26 protein-coding genes and 1 pseudogene are annotated in these 26,098 nt (G+C 35.5%); 22 read left to right on the top strand and 5 right to left on the bottom strand.

Features of this window, described 5'->3' with window-relative positions; translation table 11 throughout:
- Positions 1–261: 261 nt before the first annotated feature.
- The 11 genes and pseudogenes from ABC371_RS01765 to ABC371_RS01715 all read left to right on the top strand — a co-directional run bounded on the left by ABC371_RS01765 (position 262) and on the right by ABC371_RS01715 (position 9,388).
- Positions 262–585, top strand: a complete 324-nt coding sequence (locus ABC371_RS01765) for a DMT family transporter (protein ID WP_412895295.1) — start codon at positions 262–264, stop codon at positions 583–585.
- The gene (locus ABC371_RS01760) at positions 586–945 is read left to right on the top strand and encodes a DMT family transporter (protein ID WP_412895294.1); all 360 of its coding nucleotides are present in this window, start codon (positions 586–588) and stop codon (positions 943–945) included. It begins immediately after the preceding gene.
- Between the two features lie 56 nt (positions 946–1,001).
- Positions 1,002–1,313 carry a cupin domain-containing protein gene (locus ABC371_RS01755; protein ID WP_412895293.1) on the top strand — a complete coding sequence of 104 codons (312 nt, stop codon included), beginning with the start codon at positions 1,002–1,004 and terminating at the stop codon, positions 1,311–1,313.
- Positions 1,314–1,401: 88 nt separating this feature from the next.
- On the top strand, positions 1,402–2,268 hold the full coding sequence (locus ABC371_RS01750; RefSeq protein WP_412895292.1) for a DNA-3-methyladenine glycosylase family protein: 867 nt from the start codon (positions 1,402–1,404) through the stop codon (positions 2,266–2,268).
- Between the two features lie 13 nt (positions 2,269–2,281).
- Complete coding sequence (gene rlmD, locus ABC371_RS01745; RefSeq protein WP_412895291.1) at positions 2,282–3,673, top strand: 23S rRNA (uracil(1939)-C(5))-methyltransferase RlmD; 1,392 nt, start codon at positions 2,282–2,284, stop codon at positions 3,671–3,673.
- Between the two features lie 534 nt (positions 3,674–4,207).
- Entirely contained in the window at positions 4,208–4,363 is a 156-nt protein-coding gene (locus tag ABC371_RS01740) for a hypothetical protein (RefSeq protein WP_180271637.1), read from the top strand.
- Between the two features lie 80 nt (positions 4,364–4,443).
- Positions 4,444–4,731, top strand: coding sequence for a hypothetical protein (locus ABC371_RS01735; RefSeq protein ID WP_412895290.1), 288 nt, complete (start codon positions 4,444–4,446; stop codon positions 4,729–4,731).
- 87 nt (positions 4,732–4,818) lie between these two features.
- A pseudogene (locus ABC371_RS01730) lies at positions 4,819–5,387 on the top strand (restriction endonuclease); the annotation flags it as partial.
- Positions 5,388–5,499: 112 nt separating this feature from the next.
- Positions 5,500–7,179, top strand: a complete 1,680-nt coding sequence (locus tag ABC371_RS01725) for a DUF6119 family protein (RefSeq protein WP_412895289.1) — start codon at positions 5,500–5,502, stop codon at positions 7,177–7,179.
- A gap of 151 nt (positions 7,180–7,330) precedes the next feature.
- Entirely contained in the window at positions 7,331–8,512 is a 1,182-nt protein-coding gene (locus ABC371_RS01720) for a Shedu immune nuclease family protein (protein WP_412895288.1), read from the top strand.
- Positions 8,513–8,611: 99 nt separating this feature from the next.
- Positions 8,612–9,388 (top strand): hypothetical protein, encoded by a 777-nt coding sequence (locus ABC371_RS01715; RefSeq protein ID WP_412895287.1) that lies wholly within the window; start codon positions 8,612–8,614, stop codon positions 9,386–9,388.
- Positions 9,389–9,568: 180 nt separating this feature from the next.
- Here ABC371_RS01715 and ABC371_RS01710 read toward each other — a convergent pair whose 3' ends face one another.
- From ABC371_RS01710 to ABC371_RS01700, 3 genes are all read right to left on the bottom strand, one after another.
- A complete protein-coding gene (locus ABC371_RS01710; protein ID WP_412895286.1) occupies positions 9,569–11,011 on the bottom strand; it encodes a hypothetical protein in 1,443 nt (480 codons plus the stop codon).
- Positions 11,008–12,066, bottom strand: coding sequence for a hypothetical protein (locus ABC371_RS01705; RefSeq protein WP_412895285.1), 1,059 nt, complete (start codon positions 12,064–12,066; stop codon positions 11,008–11,010). The genes ABC371_RS01710 and ABC371_RS01705 overlap by 4 nt, the downstream gene beginning before the upstream one ends.
- A gap of 495 nt (positions 12,067–12,561) precedes the next feature.
- Positions 12,562–13,158, bottom strand: a complete 597-nt coding sequence (locus tag ABC371_RS01700; RefSeq protein ID WP_412895284.1) for a TetR/AcrR family transcriptional regulator — start codon at positions 13,156–13,158, stop codon at positions 12,562–12,564.
- Between the two features lie 153 nt (positions 13,159–13,311).
- Between ABC371_RS01700 and ABC371_RS01695 the strand changes: the two genes are divergently transcribed.
- From ABC371_RS01695 to ABC371_RS01675, 5 genes are all read left to right on the top strand, one after another.
- A complete protein-coding gene (locus tag ABC371_RS01695) occupies positions 13,312–14,265 on the top strand; it encodes a zinc-binding dehydrogenase (RefSeq protein WP_412895283.1) in 954 nt (317 codons plus the stop codon).
- Between the two features lie 342 nt (positions 14,266–14,607).
- Entirely contained in the window at positions 14,608–15,474 is an 867-nt protein-coding gene (locus tag ABC371_RS01690; RefSeq protein ID WP_412895282.1) for a hypothetical protein, read from the top strand.
- Between the two features lie 173 nt (positions 15,475–15,647).
- Positions 15,648–15,893, top strand: a complete 246-nt coding sequence (locus ABC371_RS01685; protein WP_412895281.1) for a type II toxin-antitoxin system prevent-host-death family antitoxin — start codon at positions 15,648–15,650, stop codon at positions 15,891–15,893.
- A gap of 2 nt (positions 15,894–15,895) precedes the next feature.
- Complete coding sequence (locus tag ABC371_RS01680) at positions 15,896–16,243, top strand: type II toxin-antitoxin system RelE/ParE family toxin (RefSeq protein ID WP_412895280.1); 348 nt, start codon at positions 15,896–15,898, stop codon at positions 16,241–16,243.
- A 130-nt stretch (positions 16,244–16,373) separates the two neighbouring features.
- On the top strand, positions 16,374–16,568 hold the full coding sequence (locus tag ABC371_RS01675; protein WP_412895279.1) for a hypothetical protein: 195 nt from the start codon (positions 16,374–16,376) through the stop codon (positions 16,566–16,568).
- 334 nt (positions 16,569–16,902) lie between these two features.
- On the opposite strand, the gene ABC371_RS01670 is transcribed toward ABC371_RS01675, so the two are convergent.
- A complete protein-coding gene (locus ABC371_RS01670; protein ID WP_412895278.1) occupies positions 16,903–17,772 on the bottom strand; it encodes a helix-turn-helix transcriptional regulator in 870 nt (289 codons plus the stop codon).
- A 102-nt stretch (positions 17,773–17,874) separates the two neighbouring features.
- Here ABC371_RS01670 and ABC371_RS01665 point away from each other — a divergent pair, with 102 nt between their 5' ends.
- The 6 genes from ABC371_RS01665 (at position 17,875) to ABC371_RS01640 (ending at position 24,976) form a co-directional block, all read left to right on the top strand.
- Positions 17,875–18,561: a DUF4386 domain-containing protein gene (locus ABC371_RS01665; RefSeq protein ID WP_412895277.1), complete on the top strand. Its 687-nt coding sequence runs from the start codon at positions 17,875–17,877 to the stop codon at positions 18,559–18,561.
- 573 nt (positions 18,562–19,134) lie between these two features.
- Positions 19,135–19,512 carry a GntR family transcriptional regulator gene (locus ABC371_RS01660; RefSeq protein ID WP_412899245.1) on the top strand — a complete coding sequence of 126 codons (378 nt, stop codon included), beginning with the start codon at positions 19,135–19,137 and terminating at the stop codon, positions 19,510–19,512.
- Entirely contained in the window at positions 19,509–20,369 is an 861-nt protein-coding gene (locus ABC371_RS01655) for an ATP-binding cassette domain-containing protein (protein ID WP_412895276.1), read from the top strand. Before ABC371_RS01660 ends, ABC371_RS01655 begins: the two co-directional genes overlap by 4 nt.
- 2 nt (positions 20,370–20,371) lie before the next feature.
- On the top strand, positions 20,372–21,097 hold the full coding sequence (locus ABC371_RS01650; RefSeq protein WP_412895275.1) for a hypothetical protein: 726 nt from the start codon (positions 20,372–20,374) through the stop codon (positions 21,095–21,097).
- A 358-nt stretch (positions 21,098–21,455) separates the two neighbouring features.
- Positions 21,456–22,217 (top strand): Nif3-like dinuclear metal center hexameric protein, encoded by a 762-nt coding sequence (locus tag ABC371_RS01645; RefSeq protein WP_412895274.1) that lies wholly within the window; start codon positions 21,456–21,458, stop codon positions 22,215–22,217.
- 530 nt (positions 22,218–22,747) lie between these two features.
- Positions 22,748–24,976 carry an AAA domain-containing protein gene (locus ABC371_RS01640; protein ID WP_412895273.1) on the top strand — a complete coding sequence of 743 codons (2,229 nt, stop codon included), beginning with the start codon at positions 22,748–22,750 and terminating at the stop codon, positions 24,974–24,976.
- 111 nt (positions 24,977–25,087) lie between these two features.
- On the opposite strand, the gene ABC371_RS01635 is transcribed toward ABC371_RS01640, so the two are convergent.
- Complete coding sequence (locus ABC371_RS01635) at positions 25,088–26,032, bottom strand: zinc-binding dehydrogenase (protein ID WP_412895272.1); 945 nt, start codon at positions 26,030–26,032, stop codon at positions 25,088–25,090.
- Positions 26,033–26,098 lie beyond the last annotated feature (66 nt).

Below are 26,098 nucleotides of genomic sequence, written 5' to 3'. Positions count from 1 at the left end.
TGTGAGCAACATTTATTTTACGCTCAGGAGGATCATTGAAAAATGTACCACAGAAGTAATTTTCGCTACAACGGAGGTCCTATATTCCACAAATTTGAAATAGAAGGTAAAATGGAGAAAGGCACTTTTAACTTTATTCAGCTGAATAAAGTTAAAGCCTCCGGCGGATGCCACGATTTTTCAAAGGAAATTTTTCGAGCGGGCTCGAAAAAAATCGGGCGCAAATACGCCAAGGCGCATTTGATTGTAGGGGGAATCACCATGAATGCATACATTCTTTTACTAATAGCCATTATGAGTGAAGTGTTCGGCAGTTCGATGCTGAAAGCAACAGATGGCTTCAAAAAATTCCTGCCTTCAATGGGAGTCATGGTCGGATATGGTCTAGCATTCTATGCTTTATCACTAACACTAAAGACACTGCCACTCGGTGTGGCATATGCAATCTGGGCCGGAGTAGGGACCGCACTAACCGCATTAGTCGGAATCATCCTCTATAAAGAAACGATTGATATGAAAAAAATTCTTGGATTCCTGTTAATTATTGGGGGAGTCATTTTACTCAATATTGGAGGGGGTCATTAAATGAAGGGATATCTAGCATTAACCATATCAATTATATGTGAGATCTTTGCAACCGCCATGTTAAAAGTGTCAGATGGATTTACCGTTCTATTTCCGTCAATCGGTGTTATCGTGGGATACGGACTCGCATTCTATTGTTTATCCTTATGTCTTAAAACTCTTCCACTAAGTTTGGCATATGCGATTTGGTCTGGGGTCGGAACCGCACTAACGGCTATCATCGGAGCGCTTGTGTGGGATGAGGTGTTTACCGCTCTAAAACTAGCAGGTATTGTCTTCATTATCGGCGGCGTCATTTTATTAAACACTTCGAAAAAAGAAGAAGTGGAAAATGAAAATCCGAAAGCCAATGCGCTTTAATAAAGGCGCATTTCCTTTTATAATGTAAGGGAATACATAATAAGGGGGAGTAGGACATGGTTGGAGAATGGGAAAATGCCGAACCAGGCGTAAAACGAAAAATATTCCCACCGGGTGAATCGGTGATGATGATGGAAGTTCACTTTGAAAAGGGTGCAGAAGGCTATCAACACAGCCATCCACATGAGCAGCTCACGTATGTCATGAAAGGAAGTTTCCAGTTTACCATCGAAGGTGAGCAAACGACGGTTTCCCAAGGAGAAACCATTTTTATTCCAGGAAACCATAAACATGGGGTTGTAGCGTTAGAAGAAGGTATTTTACTAGATACCTTTACACCGCTTCGTGAAGATCTATTAAACAAATAAACATACGAATCCTCTTGCGTGCAGGGGGATTTTTTTTGCGCTCAAATGGTATAATGTGTACTAACACTTATGAATTGAGGTTGGTACCATGTGGGAGAAAACAGTGCATGTACAGCCACCATATGATTTTGATCGTGTCCTAGAACGGCTATCGATAAATCCGACTAACCAATTGAATAAAGATGAACGCTCTGTGAAGGTGCCTTTTTATATTAAAAATGAACCCGTGGTTATCACGGTTAAAGCAACTGGTACAACAGATGAACCAAGTTTCGTAGTCACAGGCTATCATAAAGATTCAATGGAGTATGCGTTGCAGCGAGTGTCTCACATTTTTCAATGGGACGTACCGCTTCAGGAAATCCAAGAACATTATCTACAAACAGACCTTAAAGATATTTTCTTAGAACATCGTGGAACACCATTGGTCTTAGATTTCGATCCGTATTTTTCCTTGATGAAGTCTATCATCCATCAGCAACTCAATATGACTTTTGCACACACACTCACATCAAGATTTGTGACCACATTTGGCGAAGAAATCGAAGGAACGTGGATTCATCCTCGCCCTGAAAAAATAGCTCAGTTGTCTGTTTCAGACTTGAGGGAGTTGCAGTTTAGTGGTCGGAAGGCGGAATATGTCATTGATACATCGAAATTGATTGCCTCCGGAGTGCTAACCCTTCCGGATCTTCAAGCAAAAATCGATGAAGAGGTCATGGACACGCTCGTAAAAATTCGCGGAATTGGAAAATGGACGGCAGAAAATTTTCTTTTATTCGCATTGGGACGACCAAATCTCTTCCCGATGGCAGATATCGGAATCCAAAATGCCATCAAAAAATTATACAATCTTGAAAAAAAGCCAACCTATGAACAAATGGAAGAATACAGCAAGCCATGGGAGCCATACTTAAGCTATGCCTCCTTGTATTTATGGCGAAGCATCGAATAGAAAGTTGTGTGTAATGATGAAACAACAAAAAGAAAACCAAGCAAAATTACAGGTGGGACAAACTTTCCCCCTTACAATAAAAAGACTCGGAATCAACGGAGAAGGCGTCGGCTATTTTAAAAGGCAGGTCGTTTTCGTACCGGGGGCGCTACCTGGTGAAGAGGTAGTTGTCGAAGCAACGAAAGTTCATCCGAAATTCTCTGAAGGCAGGATTAAAAAAATCCGCAAAAAATCAGAGCATCGCGTAAAACCACCATGTCCAATCTACGATTTATGTGGCGGCTGTCAGCTGCAGCATTTAGACTATCGTCAGCAATTAAAAGAGAAGCGGGACATCGTCGTTCAAGCTTTTGAACGATATAGTAAAACACCAATTGAAAAGCTCAATATTAAAGAAACGATTGGTATGGAAAACCCATGGAATTACCGAAACAAGAGTCAGTTCCAGGTTGGAATGGAAAAGACAAAGGTGATAGCTGGACTTTATGGACTGAATTCACACAAACTGATTGATATTGCAGACTGCATGATCCAACATCCAGCAACAAGCAAAGTCACTCAAACCGTAAAAATGATCCTTCAGGATTTAAAAATATCAATTTATAATGAACGAAATCGTAAAGGGCTCGTCCGCACCATCGTCACAAGAGTAGGCGTTCAATCGGGAGAAGTACAGCTTGTCTTAATTACAGCAGAAAAAGAAATCCCGCGAAAAAACTTATTAATCGATGAAATTACAAAACGTTTGCCAGAAGTAAAGTCGATTATCCAAAACATCAATGGACAAAAAACGTCACTCATTTTTGGCGACGAATCGATTCACTTACACGGAAGCGAGGTTATCCAAGAAACACTAGGAGACCTTTCATTCGAGCTATCTGCTCGTGCATTCTTCCAGCTAAACCCAGAGCAAACCGTCAAATTATATGACGAAGTAAAAAAGGCAGCTCAATTAACAGGTAAGGAAAAAATCGTCGATGCATACTGTGGAGTCGGAACGATTGGATTATGGCTTGCAGACGGAGCAGCCGAAATCCGCGGAATCGAAATCATCCCAGAAGCCATCGAAGACGCAAGAAAAAATGCCAAAAAACATGGCTTTGGGAATGCAACCTATGCCGTAGGAAAAGCCGAAAAACTCCTACCAAAATGGGTAAACGAAGGCTGGCGCCCAGACGTTATTGTCGTCGACCCACCACGTACCGGCTGCGACGATCAATTCTTACAAACCGTATTGAAAGTGAAGCCGAAGAAAATGGTGTATGTGTCTTGTAATCCATCAACTTTAGCGAAGGATATTCAAGTATTGTCGAAGCTTTACAAGGTTGAGTATGTGCAGCCGGTTGATATGTTTCCGCATACGAGTCATGTAGAAGCGGTCGCGAGGTTGGAGCTGAAATTGTAACAAACCATTAAAAACTTTAAAGATAAGATAGACTTTTTCCGCAATTCATCCATAGTTAAAATAGAAATTGTGTATAAAAGTGTGAATAAATACCCCATCAGGGTTTCATATCAACAATTGAGAAAAAAGTGTGAAAAAAGCTCGAAAAAACGAAATGATTTTAAAAAGAAAAAGAATGTGAATTAGTTAAAGAAACTCTTAACCAAATTCACGTTCTTATTTATTTTAATTACTTCTTAAAAATTTAATAATTTATAGGTAAGGTTCAAAAACAACGAGAATAGATAAAGGGAGTTTATAGCTAGAAGTAAGGGTATTACGGAGCTTTTAATGGGAAAACAGAATTTAAAAATTTAAAAGATGCAATAAGCCAATTACATTGGGGGGCAGGACCTGCTCTTGTATGAGGTCTATGTAAATGTACCTCTAAGCAGGAATTTATAGCCTATATTCAAACCTTAAGCTTGGACTTGACACTTATTTGATAATATAGGAAATTATTACTAAAGGAAAATATATTAGGAGGATATAAATATGGCGAGAAAGGTAAGAAGCGATTGCACTGTAGGAACATTTGAGAAGAAAAATGGCCTTCCCCCCGGAACGATTAGAAATCCGGATGGCAGAGACACTAGAAGTGATAAAAAGATTGGAACAATCCGGAAAGAGTCTGAAAAACGAGGTAAATAAATGCTATGGAGGAAATAAAGACACTAAGTTATGGGGCTAATGCTACTAAGTTCGATGCAGAGATTTTTGGAGACAACCTTATGATTATTATGGGGCCAACTAAAAAGACTTCGATGAAATTTAAAGTTAGCGATATTGATAGGATTATAGCTCATTTCAACGATCGAGATTGGTTCCGTTTTGACGGCTCGATGGAAAAAACGACTCCTGGTGGGCTCCGCTATTTCTTTGAGACGGAACTTAAGCGCCCTCCTAAACTAGCAAGTCATGTTGCAGCTTGGATGGTCCACAAGGGATTGCTTGAACATAGATACACTGGCAACAGAAATGTGGTTGAAATGCGGATTAAAAAAAACAACTTTTTATAGTCAACGAATAATGATTTCTCAAATTAAAGGGCCTGACCCCCATCGTACTAAAGCGTTTGCACACTGGGGGTCAGGTCCTTCTTTTCGGCAGCTAAGAAGAGTTTAGGTTCGGTATTAACAGTGTTTCGTGTAGATGATTGGGGAAGCGAGATTGAAAAACTATTAGAGTACCCTTTTTTTGAGCCTGAGGAAACAGATGAAGTTGAAGAAAGTGAAATAATAGAAGACCTGGTTAATAAAGCCTTGGTCATGGTACAAGACAAAGTTGATAAACTTGACCCATGGCAAATGCAAGACCTGGTTGGAGGACTTTTACAAGCGATGGATTACAACATTCAGGTAAGTCCAAAGGGCCCAGATGGCGGTGTAGATGTATTAGCATATAAAGATGCCTTTGGATTTGAAAAGCCCATTATTAAAGTCCAAGTAAAGCATCGTAAGTCTTCTGCATCCGCACCAGAGATTCAGCAGTTATTAGTGGCAAATCCAATTGATGCTAATAGTTTATTTGTTTCAACAGGTGGATTTACTTCACAAGCTGAAGCGGTAGCTAAACATAATTCTGTGAGATTGGTAGATCTGCAGGAATTGGTTGATTTAGTTGTGAAGTGGTATGAGAATATGCCGAATGATGTTAGGCATTGTTGCCGTTGTAGAAGATGTATTTGCCAGATCAGAATTAAGAAAGAACAGTTCAACTATCAAAATTAGTAGAATCAATTTATTACTAAATAGATAGAGATTGTTTTAAAAATTGGGGGTTTTTAAGTGGAGTTTAGTATATATAAGCAATTCGTTACCAGAGAGAACTTTATTGCTGATTTGATAGAAAAGGGGATGGAACGAGTAGGAGAGTCTATCAACTATAATAGCACTAGAATTATTGATGGTGAAGAAAAAAATGCCTCAATGAGAGTTGATTTCTTTTTTAAATTAGATTCTGAGGATTTGGTGGAAATAGAGTGGGCTAAGTATTGGGGGGGCTATTTTGGAGATAATTCAAAAAATACTAAGTCAGTTGAATCGGCTTTTGGTATGATCATTATTGAAATAGAAGGAAACGTATTTGCTATATCTCTTGGAAGGGGACACAGCTACGCAAGTAATACAGCAGATATGGATTTTGGGTTTGATATAGCAGAGATAATACATGATGAAAGTTCAATAGAAATAAAGTCTGCGAAATTTTTTAAGCAAACTAAAAACAAATCCCTTACCCAATATAATGTTAATTCATTTGTAACGTCAGAAATCGGAGAAAGTCATGAATTGCTCGTTAGTAAGATTAGTTTGAAAGAAAAATACTCGGAATTTTTATTACATGAGTATGAAGATAAAATGAAGTTTGGCTCAGCAGTAAAACTGAATGTCAATGACTATAACCCTAATGATATTTTGGATATTGTCCATGAGTTACACTTTTTATTATTAAATGAAGAAAAGTCAGGTAGTTTACCAAGAATGAATTTTCTTAAAAACAATGAAGATAATGTACCAATGATTGCAGATTTAAATAGAAGCTTACTTAATGGAATATTAGAGGAAGATTCTAGTGTTACTTTATCATATTATATAGAAGATGATGGTGATATTTTTATAGAACCTGCTAATGATGACCAGATTGAGATAGTCTATAAAAAAAGTTATATCATAGATTCATATACTATTGAAAGTATTGCAGCTATCTTAATTGAGACAGAATGTGATGATATATCTAGGGTTTCAATTAGACCAGCTTCAAGAAGGAATAGACAACTTCCTTTGATGAGGGTATTGGATTTTATAACGGAATATCGTGGTAAGAATTACTGTCTATATAAAGGAAAATGGGCTAGTTTTAATGAGTCATATATGGAATTTATTGAACGTGAAATTCTTAAGGTTAATGAATTTGTTACGTATGATGAAAATTATAATCTTCTAGATACGGTAGTGGAAAGAGGAAGAGAGATTCAAGCTGCTAGCCCTGATATATATGATCAAGTTACATATACAGAATATCCTTATAACATATATTTAGAAAATGAATATAGATATACGTTACTAGATAGAAAAAGCCTACATAGAATCTTTAAAAGTGTTGAATTTGCAGATTTATACAGTCAAGAAAATGATGAGTTAATACACGTTAAAATAGGTAATACCCCAGAATTACGATATTGTATTCAACAATCATTACACAGTGCTGATATCTTTAATATTCACAGGGATGTACTAGAGGAATATGATATATATAAAATTAATACTGTATCGATGCTGTTTGTAACGAAAATTTCGAGCATTTTTCAACAAGATGGATCTATAGACTTTTCAAAAATTAGATCTATATACTTTAAAATTGAAATTATAGAATGGCTAACAAAAATGCGCACACTAAATTATACCCCACGAATAATAGTTGCAAAAGATTTGCGAGGAGCAGAAAATCCAGTGACTCATTCAATTTAGAAAGGATCTTTCACTCTCTCAACCATTCAGCTACTGAAAAAAACAAACAACAATCAACTATTTTATAAATTATATTTCAAGTCATATCCATTTGATAGTAAGCATTATAAGGATACAGGGTATGTTATTAAAAAAATAGAAGGTGTTAGAAATGGTTAGTTTTATAAAAAGAGAAAACATACTGTTATTAGAATATGAATCAGGTAATGGAGTAAAGTGGATATTTGATAGATTCAACGAAGGTTATCCCTGTAGAATAAAAAGGACGTTTACATTCCGTGAGGAAGATGTTTTTTATGATGACGACGAAATAGACAATGAACATCAGGTGCTTTTTAAGATAGGTACATTAGACGGGGAATATTACAAGATTAATGGTGAAGTACTTGAGATAGACATAAATGTATATATTGAGAAGAATATAGATCTCAATAAGGAAATGTTTATTGCCTATCAAAATATTTCTATTTTTAAAAGAATAAGCATGATAGTAAGAGAGGATATTAGAATAGGAAATGGTGAAGAAGACTTACCTATCACCGTATTTAAGGAGCTAATTAAAAAGTTCCCCAATACTACAGAAATGAAGCAGTACTATCTAGCACGCATAAGCAGTGTTGTAAAGGATTATTTTGATAATTCTATTGATGCGGAGGTGAAGTATGAGAACTATATGAATCGCTATGTAGAGAGCCATATAGGTGAGAGTTTATTAAATAAGTTTGCTGAACAAGAAAAATTAAAATATTTATCCATTCAAGACAAATTGGAAGAAATGCTCGAAAATGAGGTCACTTACAGTGAAAAACAGTGGCAAATAGAAATTTTAGACATAATTCAACTAATTTACCCTAAATATGTAAAGGCTTTTAGTGAAGTTGGGTTTAAAGATATATATCAAAATAAGACAAGACGTTTAGATTTTCTACTGGTTGATACCAATGGGAATATAGATATAGTTGAAATCAAAAAGCCATTTAACAGAAGTATTGTCTCACACAGAAAATATAGAGATAATCATATTCCTTTAAAGGAACTTTCAGGCAGTGTAATGCAAGTAGAGAAATATCTTTTTTATTTGAACAAATGGAGTCGCAAAGGAGAGGAAGAGTTAAACAGAAAATATGCAAGCGAATTACCAAAAGATCTTGAGATTAAAATAACAAATCCCAGTGGAATGATAATTATGGGGCGTGAAAAGAATCTAACACCAGAGCAACTTTGGGATTTCGAAATCATTAAGCGACAATATAAAAATGTTATTGATATCTTATCTTATGATGAATTAATTGCACGATTAGAACAAATAGTTAATAAGTTTTCAGGTGATTAGTGTTACTAAGAATAAGGGGGTATCTAAATTTATTTAAATAGTGTTAATTAAGTTGATGGGTATAACGGTACAATGGTTTTTTTGAGGGAGGAATAAACATTGAATCATAAGAAGGTATATATTGACTTCTATCATTCTTTATATGAAGATGATGGTTTAACAACCAAGGAATTAGTCCATTTAAATTCCATGGATATTAATACAGATATCGATATTGGAAATGTAGTAGAACAATTAAAGTTACTTATTTTTAAACAGTATGGTGACGGACTTTTTATTCAGGCTGAAGAGTTTGAAAACCTGTGCTATATAAATATTATAATTATGTTTGGAGAAGACCATAACCTTCTGGCAGAATATCTTGGTACTATTCATAGGTCAGAAGAAGTTAAAGTGAATAAGATTACAGCTCCTAGCCAGGGGAATTTTCTTTCAGTAGATTACTTCTTTAATCAGGAAGAAACTAAAGATCTTAGAAGATTATTAAATAATTTGGGTATAGAATCAAAAGTATATTTTATTGAAAGAAAAGCATTTGAAAGGGGAGCGGGAGACTATCATGAAAATGTCATCCTTTCGTTCCTGGCTGGTTCAGCTGAGGCAATTGGTAATAGGGTAACTAATCTATTAATGGATAAATTCGGTAACCACAATCCTCGACTTACCAACTTTAATACTGACAATATTTTAAGCCATATCTCAGAAGAAACTGGTATTAATAAACAAGATTTACATTTAACTAAAATAGAAAATATATCAAATGGCAGAACAGAGATCAACATAACTAACCGATATAAAAGTATAAAGGTAATATACGATAAGGATGCAAAATCAATAAATTATGAAGTTATGGATAAAACCCAAACTATGATTTAAATATCATTATGGATAACAAAGTGGATAATGAAAGTGTCTGTAACTTAGTAAAAGAGTCCCTACACATATTATTAATTGTATATCCCTTTACAATAAGGGCAGCGGTCAATTGTTAAATTTGCTACCCTTTTTTAGTTGTAAAGCTATTCGGTGTTTTTCTTGAATAAGTAAATCGCCAAGCTATTCTTCAAATAATCTGTTTTTAATTTCTATAGTATGTACGGGGTGTAATTCATTATATTTGTAAATGGAAGCAATGATCACTTGGTTTTCGGAAAACTCCGCCATTAGTATATTCATAGTCTCACTAATATTTTCCTGATCTACTTCACGGCCGCTTGGTGAATCAAGAACTATTGGTAATTTGGTGCCTAAAATTTTTTGAATCTCTAAAATATAGGCCATTTTAAATGAAAAAACTACTTTATGTAAAACTGCCCCACTTAATGATTTTAAGTCAGAAGTAAATATATAATCTGTATTAGGGTTTATAACATCAATGATCCCTAGATTTTGTGCAAATCTAGTTATTGATTTATGTAAGTTATCAACAATAATATTATTTACTTTAGTCAAATCTAGGATGGACTTCTTTAGCTCTTTATTCTTATTACTTAATTGATTTATTATTTTTCTAATTTGTTCCGGATTGATTTTTAAATGAGCTATTTGACTATCAAATTTCTCAATTTCAGACTGAACATCAATTAGATTATAGGAGTCTGTGAGTCTCTGTTTTAACTTAGATAGCTCTGTATTAATGGTAGCAAGTTTTATCTTTACCATGTTATAGCGTGTATCAATATATCTTTTATTGTCATCAAAATGTAAGATGGTATTTCTAGTAACTGGAATAGTTTTTCCTGTATCTTCGTCCTTAACCACTAATTTCATTTTTTCAATAAAGTTAGTGAACTGATTATTTTCTCTTTTAACTTCTTCAATAGATTTTAACTTATTTTCCAATTCATTTTTATCAAAAATAAGTAATTGAATTTGGTTCTCTAACTCAGATGTGTAGTTAGGGAAGTCAATATTATTAGCAGATTCAGCAAGGTGTTCTTTGTAATCAATAATACTTTGTAGTTGTTGATACTTCTTTAATTCCAATTCTACTGCTATTTGCTTTTCGCGTAACTCTGTTACATCTCTATTTGACAACCCTTGTACTAGTTCTTCAATATTAAAATGAATACCTCCAATTACTATCCCTCTATTTAATAAAGTCCACCCCTTGTCCTGATCCATATAGATTGCCCCTAGGATGTTTTTCAAGATTGCTTCGTTTGTTGTACCCCAAATGAGGCTATGTAATTGTACTTCTTCATCTGGTAATAAAAATGAATAACTATCTGTGTTATTAATATTAAGTGTGATAAAGTTGTTTTCCCTAAAAGTCTCCATATTTTCATTTTCGGTATCGAAATTACACCTTACAGCGCAATTTTGAAATTTTATCTTTTTAGTACCAGGTATGTTATAACCTAGAGCATAAAACAAAAACCTTAATAAAGTGGATTTCCCTACACTATTCGTTTTACTATGTATCAAGTTAAAATTGGATTTGAAATTAAATCTTTTTGTAAATCCTTCGTACTCTACGAGTAAGTAATTGATCTTCATAATAATCCTGCCGCCTCCTTTACACTATTAATTGTATAGCGATTTTTTAGGATTTTAATAATTACTAACTTAGCGACTCCTTCTTTTATTTCTGGTTCAACTAATTCATTAATAATAAGAGAGTCATAGATAAGCCATTTTGTTTCCACAAAGTTTTCAAAGGCCTGTTTTCCATTTAACTTACGATTTGAATTTCTAAACTCATTAAAATCATTTATAACTTGGGTAATAAATTCAAATTGCTCAGTTTTTTTGTTTATGAATGCGTTGTACTTTCTATCTATTTCATCAATTTCTCCTAAATCATAGTCATCAAAAAAATCACTATAATATGATTTTGATGATTCAATTACCACTACAGGCCATATCAATTCTTCTTTTTGTAATTGTACTATTCTAGTTGCACTGTTTTGAAAGAATATACTTTGCCAATAATCCATAACATCTTGAGCTACTCCATCAGGTGCACTTATTTTGGCATTAACTAAAAATTTCTTTACAGCTTCGTAAACTATTCTATATCTTGTTTCGTAATCATTGCCGAAAAAAGGGAATGCACAAATTTTAAGTTTGTTATAGTCCAAATTGGATATGTCTAATTGGTGATTCTTAATAACGCTAACAATATATTTGTCTATAATCTTCCTTGCGTGATCATTCAATTCTGTATAAGAATATATTGTGAAATGCTGTCCCCAATAGTAATCTAGACCTTTGTTTTTAAGTGGATTCATTATATTTGATATATAAATTATTTCTTCATAATCACTTTTGTTGGTAGCATTTATTAAAGTCTTTAGTGAATCATTTAATTTTGATAGTGTATTTGTACTTGGAGTTGGATCTTCTTGCGATTTAGCTTGTGCAAAAATTCTCTTGCTATCTTTCAGATATAGCTCAATATCATCAATATTACCTTCGACTTTTATGGATTCTAAATCTTTAATATGTTTAAGTGCTAATAAGATTGCTGCATTACTTTGGAAGTCCCAACCAAATGCAGATGCTGTTGCATTTGTATTAATTACTATTGATGAGTGCGTTGAATTTACCATATTTATCACCTCATTTGTATAAAAAAGTATTAAAATAAATTATTTCAATACTTTACTACTATTATAAAGGAGCATGTTGGAAATTTGCACCAATTAGCAAAAAGTTTTAAATATATTATTGGTCGAAATGTTTCACACGACAAAAAAGGTAGTGATAGATTTAATCACTACCTTAGTATTAAAATTAAATTAGTTTTTTACCCTACAAACCGGTACGGTGAACCGTAACATAAGTAATATTTTCAGGTAAACACACAACTACACCGTTCTATCTGCGATCCACTCAAGCCACGCCGAAGCGGTAGCGCTGTTGGAGTTATCCTAATTATATTAAAAGAACGAATTTCAATTTTGTGAAATGCGTTCTTTTTTGCTTGTTAAGGTGAGTGTATCTCCCAACTAACTTAAAATGATGAAATAAGAAATGTCGTATGAATTGGCAAACGTTAAGAATCTATTCACGCAACATATGAATATACCTATTTCTAAAGTTTCTTAGGTGTCGATTTCTTTTATAACAAACCCTCTTGCAAAGGTATTAAAAATACGTATGAGACGATCTGTCATTTCAGCGGGTGTCACATCAAAATCCCGCGCAATCCAGTCCATAATTAACCCCGCCGTACCATATGCCATATAACGCTTTTGGTGGTAATCATCAACAGCAGACACATCGTATTGAATATCAAATTTATTTTTCAATAAATTAAATATCGCTTCAGGCAGTTGCTGGTGAATGTGTGGCAAGGTGTCTTCTAAAAGTAATAATGTAAAGTAATCGCGGTGATCGTAAATATAATACAACAAATCGAAGGAGTTTGTTGTTAACTCTTTTACTTTTACCTGACTATCGCTTTGGTATTTAGACATGCTGAAATACTGAATGGCTTCAAACATTTCATTCATTAACTCTTCAACCAGCTCATTTATGTTTTGATAATACACATAATAGGTAGTTCGATTATATTGCGCATACTCAACGATGTCCTTCACCGTTACAGCACTAAATCCCTTTTTATGTACCATTTCAATAAATGCCTTTTTTAAGAAATTCTTTGTCCTTATTGCTTGGGTGGAATTGGATTTCATCATATTACTCTCCTATTAGACAGATTTGATGAAAATGTTGGTTTCTTCAACATTATAGCAAATATTAAGGATGGTTTACAGAAAGCGAAATCTAGTAAACTATAAGTGTAGCTAGAATTATTTGAAAATACGATTTAACAATTTGGAGGAGATAGTATGAGAGGTTGGCTATTTTCAGGTACAAATAAACCACTAGAATTGATTGAAAAAGAAGATCCGAAAGCGATTCCAGGACACGTTGTAATTGACGTGAAAGCTGCTGGTTTATGCCATTCAGACGTTGCAGCATTACAAGATCCAGGTTGGATGCCACTTTTCCCAAATGGTCCTGTTATTATGGGGCATGAGTTTGCTGGGGTTGTTATTGAAGTAGGTGAAGGTGTTGAAGGTATTAAAGTTGGAGACCGTGTTGGGGCTAACCCAATGAATAGAGAAACAAAAGTAACTGCTGGGTACACCTATGACGGAGGATATGCAGAAAAAGTACGTGTTCCTGCTAACCAATGTGTGATTATTCCTGAAGGCGTTTCCTTTATAGAAGGGGCAGCTTCTACAGATGCAGGAATCACAGCGTATCGTGCTCTTTTCAGTATTGGACAAGCAAAAGAAGGTACAAAATTAGGAATCATCGGTATCGGTGGACTTGGTCAATTTGCTCTACAAATGGCATTAATTAAAGGTTGTGAAGTGTACGCTACCGATGTATCTCCAGAAGCTCGAAAACTTGCTGAAGAACTAGGAGCTAATAAAGTTTACGACACTGTTCTAGATATGAAAGAAGCAGAATGTGATGTCATTGTTGACTTTGCTGGTTTTGGACAAACAACTTCTGATGCATTAGAAGCGGTAAAAGTTCAAGGAACAGTTGTCATTGTTGGTATGGGTAAATTAGAATCAAATATCAACACGTATTTAATGATTACAAAAGAAATTAAGCTTTTAGGAAGCAATGGTGGGTCCGTAGAAGACTTAAAAGGTGTATATGATTGCTTCGCTACTGGAAAAATGAGCCCAGCTCTTATCACAATCCCGTTTGAAGAAGTTGATAAAGGTATAGAAAAACTCAAAAATCATGAAGTAAAAGGACGCTTAGTAGCTGTCTTTGAATAAATGTAGTTTTCTTTATAAAGGTAGAGATTGGGATAAAACAATTCTCTAAAATGAAAAAGCCTGTGAAAATTTCACAGGCTTTTATATTTTTAGCACACAAATCTAAAAATAGCATAATAGCAAACAATTAAACGGCCAGACCCCCATTGTACTAAAGCGTTAACGCACTGAGGGTCAGGCACTGTTTTTATAAATGAATTACTTTATATCAATCTATAGGCTTAGAGGAGATTTTCCTTTAAGTCTTTTTGTTCACTAATTTGCCACAAAAAAATTTCAAAACGGATGCCCCTTTTTTACCACCACCTCTCTATAACAACGGTGAAAGGGTGGTGCATTCATGTGAATTTAAAATCGGGCATAATTGATCGGTTTGAAGACTATTCAAATTTTAGTAGTTTACAGGAATTCAACAGACATATGGAGATGTGGATGCTTCAATATAAGGATGATTTTTCAAAAGGTGAGCTTGTTGGGTTAAAACGCCTTACTCGTTATTCAGCAAAGGTTCCAGGGGTTTGCAATGCAAAGATTGGTACGATGTTGAAGTCCATCCATGAGGACTACAATGGAAATGGCGTGTCCCGTTCTACTTTTAAACGTATGATTCAAAAAGCGGTAGCTTTAGGTATTTTCACAGTTTATGAAACCGAGCGTAAGAATGGCTCACAATCTAGCAATCTTTACGTGTTTAATCGTTATCCTGAAATGACCTCAACCTATCATGAACCACCTAAAAAGGAAATGTTGAACCACCCTAAAGAAACTAGTAATCCTTTTAAAACTAAACAAAATATAAAAGAACGTAAGGACGCTCCTCTAGATTTCACATTTACGAGTGATCGAGTTCCTGTTTCCTTTTTGGAAGCTGTAAAACCATTTTTCCCTGATGCAAAAATAATCGAGGAATATTGGAAAATGGCAACCATTGTAGCTAGTAAAAATAACCGTGACTGTGAATGTGTAGATATGATTGAACTATCGATCAAAGCCTTCAAACAAATGCTTATCAAGCTAAAGAGAAATACTGTTCATAATCCTTTTGCCTATTTTTATGGAGTGTTATCCCGTAAATTGGATGAGTTATACTATAGGGAATTGGAAGAAGCGGAGGAATACTTCACGGAAAGTATGAGCAAGCAGCGAAAAGAAGCATCCAAAAAATCTGAGCTATTTTCGTTACTTCTGGAAGTCTTGCCGCTTGCTTAGAAGGCATACGGAGAGGTTACAAAGACTAATAGTGGTGTAATCGATGCCTTTATTGAATGTGTACATCTTGATCTAGCGCCACTTTTAATAGGAGGTTGCTGCAAAATAACATGTTAATTTGGGGTGTTATTTTACAAGGTATGACGTATACTATTTATAAGGGGATGATGACTATGACAAATATTAAGCCGGTTTCAGATTTAAGAAATTACACAGAGGTACTCAATGAAGTAGCAGAAGGTAGTCCAGTTTACTTAACTAGAAACGGACGTGGAGAATATGCAATAGTAAAACTTGAGGAATTAGATAAATTAAAAGCTGCAGTCAAATTATTTACAAAACTAGAGGCCGGAGAGAAATTAGCCAGAGAACAAGGATGGTTGTCTTCAGATGATGTTGAAGCGCACCTAGGTTTATAATAATGCTAAAGGTTGAATATTCACCAGCTGCATTGGAAGACTTACAAAATATCCGTAATTATATTTCTAATGATTATGGAGAGGATGTTACGATAAAAGTCCTGAAAAAGATTACATCCGATATTAGAAGACTTGAACAATATCCGTTTTCAGGTATTGATTTGGGAAAGGTCATTAATGTTCCAACAGAATACAGATATTTGTTTTCGGAAAAGAATTATGTATTTTACCGTCTTGAGTTAGATAAAATCCGAATTATACGTGTGTTAAATGAAAGGCAGAATTACATGCAGCAATTATTTGGAATTAGTTCTGAACCTATTGAAGATTATAAGAATAACAATGAATAATTTTAGATAAAAGCAGTCGATAAGACTGCTTTGTTTTATAGGGGAGAGGTGAATGCCCCCAGTAAGCTAAAGCATTAACGCACTTGGGGTCAGGCCCCTTCAGCAAGAATCAAATATCAACACCTACTTAATGATTACAAAAGAAATTAAGCTTTTAGGAAGCAATGGTGGGTCAGTAGAAGACTTAAAAGGTGTATATGATTGCTTCGCTACTGGAAAAATGAGTCCAGCTCTTATCACAATTCCGTTTGAAGAAGTCGACAAAGGTATAGAAAAACTGAAAAATCATGAAGTAAAAGGACGCTTAGTAGCTGTATTTGAATAAATGTAAGTTTTCTCTATATAGGTAGAGGTTGGGATAAAACAATCCTCTAAAATTTCACAGGCTTTTATATTTTTAGCACACAAATCTAAAGATATCATAATAGCAAACAATTAAAGGGCCTACCCCTATCGTACTAAAGCGTTAGCGCACTGGGGGTCTGGCCCTGCTTTTCATGTTTACCCATTTTTCGTGAGGAATATTCGTGATCCCCCTAACTTATTACAGCAAGATTTGGAAAGTTTAACTATACAAATTTTGTTATCTTATTATTAATCAAACAACTTTATAAATTTGAAAGGGGCATAAGAATCTATGGTTTTTTATTTATTCAATATTAAAAATCTGAATCAATAGGCAGTTTTTTGATAGGAGTATAGATATGGTAGTCGGAATTAAGATTATGAACGTTATCAAAAACTTGAATAAGTTCGATATGTGAATTCTCAGATTCCTGCTTGGAGATTTTTAAAAATCTTGCAAAATCAGTTTTTAAAACATCACCTATGTCAAGTAGATCACCGAAATATTTGAACTTTGCACAGAAAAGTTGTGGTATATCGACGGTGAAATAGTAGGGTTTATCTATTTGTATATCATGTGGGATCCCGACCAGAACCTTGAAACGGTTTGAATTTGGTTGACAGTCTGAATAGATGACATAACATGATCCATTTATTGTTTCATCAATGTTATTTAGTAGCATTTTTGAATAAGAGCGGATCTTCGACTTGTAATCATCAGTTGCCAGGTCCACTTCAAAAACAATGCCACTCACCCTGACTGTATCGAATTCCGTTAGGGTGAAATTAGTGACAATATCCCCATTGATGTTTTTGATGTGTCTTTTAACCACTGAAGGTACTGGCACTTGAGATATGGTCTTATCTTTTACTCTTAGTGAACTTGGAGTTATACCGTACTGCCGTTTGAAAGCGCGGGTAAATGATGATTGAGTTCCAAAGTTTAGTTGATAAGCAATATCCGTTAGAGATAAGCTATCGTTTTGTATTAATGCTAGTGATGCATTCAATCTTCTGGATAGTATGTAATTGTTAAGTGAATAACCCATCATAGCTGAAAAAAGTCTATGAAAATAGTATTTGGACGTGTTGGAGGCATTAGCAACAGAGTCTAATGATAAAGGTTGTTGTAGATTCTTTTCAATATAAATCAAAGCATCCTCAATTACTTCATAATGGTCCATAATAACCCCTCGTATTAATCGCTTTTTGAATGTTCTGAAATCAGTATACCATAGGATAATCACTAAGTAGCTATATTATTTTTTTCAAGGGAGGTAAATTTGATGACACGAGATCGTGTGAATGGAATCATAATGGGTATTTTATATATAGTAGCTGCGGTCACTTCAATCATAGCTGTTATCTATTATCAACCAGTATTGTCAGAACAATGGTATATGTCTGTGGTAGATGGATTTGAAACGAAGGTTTTGATTGGAGTACTAAATGATCTGTTTCTTGTAGTAGCTGCTGTTGGGACGGCTGTCATGCTGTTTCCATATCTTCGTCGTTGGAATGAACATATTGCTTTAGGTTATCTTTGTTTTCGATTTATGGAAGCGGTTTTTATCGCAATAGGTTTGGTAAGCATATTAGGTTTACTGCATCTTAGTATGCATTATGAAGCAGGCAACTTAGATAGTGAAAGTCTTCATGCTTTAGGTTTTATGTTACAATCTTTTCATCGTTGGACTTTTATGTTAGGTCCAAATTTGATGTTAGGTTTAAATACAATCATGTATAGTTATTTATTTTTCAGAACAGGTTTAGTGCCAAAGCCGTTAGCGCAATTTGGGATGATAACAGCCATTTTGGTATTCATAGCAGGTTTACTAGACATGTTTGGTGTAGTAGAGCCTATCTCTACAGCAAAAGGACTCGTTGCTCTACCTGTGGGCGTTTATGAGATGAGTTTAGCTGTTTGGTTAATTGTAAAGGGATTTCATAATCAAAATCTTGAAAAACTATAAGCGAATTAGTGTTTAAATTACAAGTGCCTGCTCCGCAGTAAACTATTGTGATAATATACTGCGGGACGGGTTTCTTTTCTGAGAAATTGGAGTATGTGTCTTGTAATCCGACTACATTGTGGCGAAGGATATTCAAGTATTGTCTAAGCTTTCATGAAGTTGGCTATATGGATATTCACTGTCATTCGAATTAGGGTGTTCGCTTTGGTACCTCAATTAAAAAATCACGTTCCCTAAGTTTAAAAAGTGTTCTTAATCCGAAGGTTTTTTCCGGTATTTTTCCGGTGACCTTCGGATTTTTTATGCGAAAAACGGATGGAAAACACGCGGGAAATCCAATTGGTACTCGTAAATGTTCAAGCTGTTTATAGGTTTATATCAATCGCTTCTGTCTATTCCGTTTTAGTCCTTATCTCTTTGTTCAATTACCCTTTGACACTTTCATGTAAATGGATCATTAATACTCCATTTGGATAAAAATCTTATTTACAAAGAATGGTAATCGTTGTATAGTTGTATACATGAGTAATCAACCGTACAATTAAGATGAACAACAGAAATATTTGGAAAGGAGTGTTCCTGTTGAAGCCAATATTAGATGAGTCGTTACCCATCTTTCAGCAAATTGCAGAAATAATAAGAAATAACATTATAGAAGGGCAAATAAATGAAGGGGAAAGAGTTCCATCTGAAAATGAACTGTCCAATTTTTATAACATCAATAGGGCCACTGTCAGGAAGGGATTGCAAACATTGGTAGATGAAGAAATCATCTACAAAAAACGTGGAATTGGAATGTTTGTTATGGGAGGAGCTAAAGAAAAATTGTTAAATGAAAGGAAAAAACATTATAAAAAGGAATACATCTTGCCACTACTGGAAGAAGCAAAACGGTTGGGACTAAGTGTTGATAAAGTAATTGAATTAATAATAGAGGAGGAGAATAAATGATTCGAGTTGAGAATGTCACCTATAGTTACGGAGATACATCGGTACTAGTAGATCTTTCTTTCAAAGCCATGGAACCTGGGATTTCTGCAATTTGGGGGCGAAATGGGGCTGGGAAAACGACACTTATGAAACTTCTGGCTGGACATGAAAGACCGAACAAAGGAATAGTAGAAATTAAAGGAATAGCTCCCTACAACCGTGCAGAAGCTGTTCAACATGTATGTTATATGCAAGAGGATCATCCATTTAGTTCCATTTGGAGTGTAAAAGATGCATTAAGGTTTGGAAGTTATTATTATACCAATTGGAATGAGGATTTGGCACAACGTTTGTTAAAGACCTTTCGACTGAATGAAAAGAAAAAAATATCTAAACTATCAAAGGGAATGAAGTCCTCTCTACAGTTTATCATAGGAATTTCGAGTCATTCAGAAATTACAATTCTCGATGAACCAAGTAACGGATTGGATGCAAGTATGCGGAAGAAAATGTATCAGTCTTTACGGGAAAGTCATGATGAACATCCGCGCTTAATACTTTTGTCTACTCATCATATTGAAGAAATACAACCTATATGTGAATCACTTGTTGTTATACATGATAAAAAAGTATTGTTACATGAAAATATGGATGATATTAGAGAGTACGGGATATGGTTAGCAGGAGAAAAAAATAAGGTGGAAAAAGTAGTAGATGGACAAAAAATATTAGAAATAAACGAATTAGGCTCAATGATTAAAGTGATGATTGACGTACCATACAACGAAGAATGGAAAGAAATTGCATCCTCACATGGACTTTCGATCGAAAAAGCAAAGTTGCAAGATTATTTACTAAATAAAACAGAGGAGGAATAGGGATGAAATCGTTATATGGAACAGTGCGGTTGGTATCAGAAGAAGCCTTATTTTTCTACTTTGGAAAGCTATTGTTTCTCTATATTACTATTCCCTTGACATTAATTTGGCTCCTTATTGGCTATTTATTTGGAATTGGAAATGAGGTACTTGCTGCGATTTCAGGTCCAACTTATTTCTTGATAGCATTCTTTGGAATTGGTGGGTTTAAGTCGCTGTATCCAGTAGCAATTGGATTTGGAAGCACAAGGAAACAATTCCTCAAAGTGTTCTTTGGCATTAGTATATTAGGAGTTGTTTTAAGTATATTATTTCTAAATATATTGCAACTTATTTTAAAAACTGTTTTCTTACAATGGGATATAACTGCAAATATCTTACACCCAGGAGTATTCTTAGTTAATCAATACCAATTTTTCACGTATCTATGGATTGATCTAATGTTTGGGTTGTTTCTGGTTGGAGTTCCTTTTTTATTGTACTGTATTAATTTTAGGTTAGGAATGCGAAAGAGTATCATCGTTCTTATGTTGCTGGCGTTTATTGCAATGACTCTTTATTATGGTGGTTATTTAAAAAATAGTATGGATTGGTTTTTAGGTTTAGATTTAGATGCTCTAAGAATGACACTAATAAATTTATTAGGTTTAAGTGGCATTGGAGCATTACTATTAACCTATCCTATCATGAGAAATGCTTCCTTAAAGCCTAAATCAAGGAAAGAATAACTGGCTAATTAATGAAAAAAGTGAAACAAATTTTGTTTTACAGAATTAAGCTTAGTATCATTGGGTTTAGCGTATTTTAGTTGAATAATGATTTAAATTTGTATTCCCTCAAACAAAAAAGTTTGGGGGAATTTCTTTAGGGTCAAACTTTTACAAAGAAATTAGAGTTCTACGTATAGATTTATAGTTTTTCAAAAATATAGGTTTGCAGATAGAATATATAAGTATAGGAAATATATGGGTGTGATAATATGGGGTTAGGAGTATGTACTTAGAGAAAATTTATCTGAGAATCAGGCAATTAGATCAAAAATAGAAGCCTTCAGGCAACATGCAAACTAAAAGAGGAGGTACGTACATGGATGTTTCATATATTGTTGAACGAATTAATGCTCTTTTTAATATAACAAATAAGGAAGTCTATTCTAGTGAATCGGGGATTACATACCAAACAGATAAAAAAGTAAAAAAGATAGGGTACTGTGTGAACCTAACGCTTGAAACTGTCGAGGAAGCAAGAATTCGTGGAGTGGATATGATGGTGACACACCACGATGCATGGGATGAAATATTTGGATTGAGAGAGGCATGCATAGAAAAACTAACAGAGTATGGTATAAGTCATTATTATAACCACTTGCCACTTGATGACTGTAACTTTGGGACAAATGATAGTTTAGTAAAAAAGTTGAATTTAGAAATTGTTAAAAGAACCCACGAATGGGAAGGGCTATATTTTGGTAGAGTAGCAGAATATGATCAAGAAATGGAATTTAATGAATTTGTGGAAGCTATTGAAAATCTACTTGAGGAACCAGTTAAATATTGGCGGTTTAATGATAAAAAGGTGAAGCGAGTAGGCTTAGTCTGTGGGAATGGGGCGCCAACAATTTGCCTAAAGGAAGCAGTTGAAAATGAGTGTGATGTGTACATTACAGGTGAATGTAATTTGTATACAATTCAATATGCGCAGTTTAAAGGGATAAATCTTATCGTTGGGAGTCATACTTTTACAGAATTCTTTGGAATCGAAAGTTTAGCATTGAAATTGAATGAGAGTATAAAGGATCTTGAAGTAGTGAGACTTAATGAAGAGCATTATGAAACGAATATAAAATAAGTAATAATAACAGGGAAACACGTCAAACAGGTCGTATGGCGGATGCCAAGGGGTGTATTTGGAGAAGGTTGTTTTTTGAAACTTTGTTTACTTCTTTCGAAGACAAAACACTATGGCGAAAGTACTGAAACATCTTTGAGGCATTCGTTCAAAGACAAAGCACTAAAGCAAAAACGCCGAAATGTCCCTGATGCGCACCCCCAAAGACAAAACACTAAAGCGAAAGCACTGAAATGTCTCTGATGCGCACACTCAAAGACAAAACACTATGGTAAAAACGCCGAAATGTCTCTGAGGCTCACTCTCAAAGACAAAACACTAAAGCGAAAGCACCGAAATGTCTCTGATGCGCACCCTCAGAGACAAAACACTAAAACGAAAGCACTGAAAGGTATGTGAGGCTCACTCTCAAAGACAAAGCGCTCAGGCTAAATCACCAAAAGGACACTGCAATTGATCCAATCTTCTCATTATGGGAAAACTTGACATGAACCTTGCAAAAAGAGCCTTACAAAATGAAGGGGATGCAAATGACAACAACGAAAATGTATATCAAAGAATGGCAGCATGCCCTGCAGCTAGAGATTAATCATTTAAAAAGGTTTGGCGGAAGCCGCTATTCTGTAACAAATGGAAGACTGTTATCAAACGACAGCCCCTATAAATACTATTTTGATACTGCATTCCCTTTAAGGATACCGGTTGGCTCCTCTATAAAATTAGAATGGGGTGCGATGAAAAGCAGTGGAAAGGTGCTTTCCTCTGAAGGAAAGGGAATTATTCTTGCATTGGAACATAATTTTGGCGACCTCATCCCGGATGCCTATCTTCTCCATGACCCATGGGAATTGCTTGAACAGTTAATAGAACGCTTGGATGAAATCAAAAAAAACAAACAAAAGCGGATACGAGTGAAGAGATTAATGAATCCTTCCATGGAAACGAAACATCCAAAGGAGAAGATTAAGAGTAGTGTCCATGAATTGATTTTGAGATCAAAATACAATCCTGCCACATTCGTCTGGGGGCCACCAGGTACTGGAAAGACGTACACCTTAGCCAGAACTGCAGCCAATAAATATTTTCAAAAGAAAAAAGTATTGATTTTATCGCATAGTAATCAAGCGGTCGATGTATTGATGAGTGAAATGACAGATTTTATTAAAAGGAAAAAAAGATTCAGAGAAGGGGATGTGCTTCGGTACGGTGGAAATATAGGGGAAACGCTATCTGCCCATCACGAAATTACCACAAATCAGCTTATTGAAAAGCAGGACCCACTCCTTGCCAAGGATAGAGAGCGACTGGTTGAAGAAAGGTACCACTTAAAGCAAGACCTGGCCACTTCATTCAGTAAACGAGATTCGGATCATCTACTAGAACTAGAAACGAAGTTTTCTAAGATACTGGAGAAAATCAGAAGGAAAGAGGTTCAATTAGTTAAAGATGCCTTCATTGTCGGTACGACACTTGCAAAGGCAGCAAGTGACAGTGCTATTTATGAAGTGAATTACGATATCGTTATCCTCGATGAAGCTAGTATGGCCTATGTTCCCCAAGCTGCTTTTGCAGCATCCATGGGAAAGCGAGTTATTATTTGTGGTGATTTCATGCAATTGCCTCCGATTGCGGGAAGCCGGAATCCACTCGTGGCCGAATGGCTGAAAGAGGATGTCTTCCATAAGGCTGGTGTAGTGGAATGGTTACATAATGGGAAGCTTCACCCTCAGCTTTTTTTATTAAAAGAACAGCGCAGGATGCACCCTGATATTTCAGCGTTTACCAATTGGTATATCTATCATTCTCTAGTTGAAGATCACCAAAGTGTTTATAAAAGCAGAAATCATATCACTGGCCTTCCCCCTTTTAAAGGGCAAGCTTCTGTGCTTTTAGATACAAGTTTCACTGGAATGAATGGTGTGAGCGATAGAACAACTAATTCAAGATTCAATCTATGGCAACTATTACTTTCTTTTCAATGTATCCATGAAGCCTATATAAGCGGCGCTACATCAATCGGGTATGTGACACCATACCGTGCTCAAGCTAATCTGATGGAACTGCTTCTTGAAGAGGTCTATGTGAAGGAACGTAGCGGAGCGGATATTATCGCAGCCACTGTACACCGATTCCAGGGGAGTGAACGTGATGTGATGATATTTGATACGGTTGACAGTGCCCCACAAGATCAGCCAGGTATGTTAGTCACGGGCAAGGACAGCAAGCGTTTGATTAATGTTGCCATTACAAGAACGAAAGGAAAATTCATTCAGGTCAGTGACAGAAATTTTATCGAAGGGCATGTTTTTAAAGGGAAAACGTTAAGACAACTTGTTGACCATCAGGCGCGGAACAATCAAACGGTCACAATGAATGAGATTGGTTCTTGGGTTCGAAACCAACACCCAAAGTTAAGGTGGATTCATGCACGAAAGGTAGAAGTTATTTTTCAAGATTTGAGATCGGCAAATTCATCGATTACAATCTGCCTGCCGGAGGGAATTAAGCTATCAGAGGAATGGAATCAGCAATTGGAAAACAGAGAAAAACGAATAAAGTTAACTGTTATTTCCAATCAAAAGTGGGGCAAGTGTGATTTCTGGTTAGAAAAAAACTTTTCATTTCCATTTGTGATTATCGACGATAAAGTATTGTGGCTGGGTCTTCTGTTCGAAGGTGTAAAAGGGATACAGCCCCCTTATGTGGCAGCTCGGCTTAGTTCGAGTAAATGGTGTGAATATTTGTTAAAACAGATGTAGTTTGATGTTTTAGACCGGTAACCAAAATTTTTGCTTTGGTATTTCAGCAAAGGGCCAGACCCCCATCGAGTGCACTGGGGGTCTGGCCCTGCTTTTCCCTAAATAAAGGAATTATTGTAAATCAGCTACAAGACGACCTTTTACCTCACCGCGTTTTAGTTGTTCTAAACCATTGTCGATTTCTTCAAAGGTAGTTGTCGATAAAGCTGGATCAAGCTCACCTGTTGCCATTAGTTCGTAAACGCCGGCTAAATCATCTACGCCTCCACCCATTGAACCTAATAGTTGTACATGTTTTAAAATTAGTGAATTCGTATTGATTTCAGATTGTAAACGCCCCATACCAACCTGAACGACACGCCCATGATCAGCTACAACATCGATAGCACCTGCTGTTGTAGTACCAAAACCTGCAAAGTCCACGATTAAATTTAAGCCTACATCTGCAAGTTCTCTAATATCAGAAACTACTTTTTTAACACCAAGTGATTCAGCTAGTGGCCAAACATCTTGTTTAACTTCTGCTGCGTATACTTCTGCCCCTTTTAGAACAGCAATACGAGCACCGATTTGTCCAAGACCGCCAATACCAATTATACCCACTTTTTCTCCTGGCTTGATTTGACCTACTGTAACAACTGCATGGTGGGCAACATTACCAGAATCCGTACCTGCAGCAGCTTTGATGAAGTCAACAGAATCAGGAATTTTTACAGTGACATCAGATGGAATCGAAATTTTTTCTGCATATGCCCCATTACGGTAATAGCCAATATTGGAAGGAGGACCTGAAGGAATTCCTACACGATCGCCAACTTTCACATTTGATACACCTTCGCCAATTGCGGATACGACACCGGCAGCCTCATGTCCAAGTACGACTGGTAGATTTGGAAAATTAACAATCCAATCTGGGTCTTCAAGTGCTGATACATCTGAATGACACAATCCAGATGCTTTTATATCAACCACAACTTCCCCTTTTGCTGGAGTTGGGTCGGGTACTTCAGTTAGCTCTAATGGTTGATTTGTACCTTTAAAAATCCATGCTTTCATAAAAAAACTCTCCCCTGTTATCATTTTATTCGTGTGATTGTAAATAGGTATAAGCAAAATAAGTGT

The sequence above is a fragment of the Bacillus jepli genome (assembly GCF_047238305.1).
Lineage (GTDB): Bacteria > Bacillota > Bacilli > Bacillales > Bacillaceae_L > Ferdinandcohnia.
This window is presented reverse-complemented; position numbering and strand designations above follow the sequence as displayed.

Bases quoted from the DNA above. Each gene is read 5' to 3' on its own strand.
- ABC371_RS01710 (WP_412895286.1), bottom strand. From the start codon at position 11,011: ATGAAGATCAATTACTTACTCGTAGAGTACGAAGGATTTACAAAAAGA.
- ABC371_RS01650 (WP_412895275.1), top strand. From the start codon at position 20,372: ATGAAATCGTTATATGGAACAGTGCGGTTGGTATCAGAAGAAGCCTTA.
- ABC371_RS01700 (WP_412895284.1), bottom strand. From the start codon at position 13,158: ATGATGAAATCCAATTCCACCCAAGCAATAAGGACAAAGAATTTCTTA.
- ABC371_RS01755 (WP_412895293.1), top strand. From the start codon at position 1,002: ATGGTTGGAGAATGGGAAAATGCCGAACCAGGCGTAAAACGAAAAATA.
- ABC371_RS01735 (WP_412895290.1), top strand. From the start codon at position 4,444: ATGATTATTATGGGGCCAACTAAAAAGACTTCGATGAAATTTAAAGTT.
- ABC371_RS01645 (WP_412895274.1), top strand. From the start codon at position 21,456: ATGGATGTTTCATATATTGTTGAACGAATTAATGCTCTTTTTAATATA.
- ABC371_RS01635 (WP_412895272.1), bottom strand. From the start codon at position 26,032: ATGAAAGCATGGATTTTTAAAGGTACAAATCAACCATTAGAGCTAACT.
- ABC371_RS01720 (WP_412895288.1), top strand. From the start codon at position 7,331: ATGGTTAGTTTTATAAAAAGAGAAAACATACTGTTATTAGAATATGAA.
- ABC371_RS01670 (WP_412895278.1), bottom strand. From the start codon at position 17,772: ATGGACCATTATGAAGTAATTGAGGATGCTTTGATTTATATTGAAAAG.
- ABC371_RS01740 (WP_180271637.1), top strand. From the start codon at position 4,208: ATGGCGAGAAAGGTAAGAAGCGATTGCACTGTAGGAACATTTGAGAAG.
- ABC371_RS01765 (WP_412895295.1), top strand. From the start codon at position 262: ATGAATGCATACATTCTTTTACTAATAGCCATTATGAGTGAAGTGTTC.
- ABC371_RS01695 (WP_412895283.1), top strand. From the start codon at position 13,312: ATGAGAGGTTGGCTATTTTCAGGTACAAATAAACCACTAGAATTGATT.
- ABC371_RS01655 (WP_412895276.1), top strand. From the start codon at position 19,509: ATGATTCGAGTTGAGAATGTCACCTATAGTTACGGAGATACATCGGTA.
- ABC371_RS01750 (WP_412895292.1), top strand. From the start codon at position 1,402: ATGTGGGAGAAAACAGTGCATGTACAGCCACCATATGATTTTGATCGT.
- rlmD (WP_412895291.1), top strand. From the start codon at position 2,282: ATGATGAAACAACAAAAAGAAAACCAAGCAAAATTACAGGTGGGACAA.
- ABC371_RS01675 (WP_412895279.1), top strand. From the start codon at position 16,374: ATGATTACAAAAGAAATTAAGCTTTTAGGAAGCAATGGTGGGTCAGTA.
- ABC371_RS01680 (WP_412895280.1), top strand. From the start codon at position 15,896: ATGCTAAAGGTTGAATATTCACCAGCTGCATTGGAAGACTTACAAAAT.
- ABC371_RS01685 (WP_412895281.1), top strand. From the start codon at position 15,648: ATGACAAATATTAAGCCGGTTTCAGATTTAAGAAATTACACAGAGGTA.
- ABC371_RS01640 (WP_412895273.1), top strand. From the start codon at position 22,748: ATGACAACAACGAAAATGTATATCAAAGAATGGCAGCATGCCCTGCAG.
- ABC371_RS01760 (WP_412895294.1), top strand. From the start codon at position 586: ATGAAGGGATATCTAGCATTAACCATATCAATTATATGTGAGATCTTT.
- ABC371_RS01665 (WP_412895277.1), top strand. From the start codon at position 17,875: ATGACACGAGATCGTGTGAATGGAATCATAATGGGTATTTTATATATA.
- ABC371_RS01705 (WP_412895285.1), bottom strand. From the start codon at position 12,066: ATGGTAAATTCAACGCACTCATCAATAGTAATTAATACAAATGCAACA.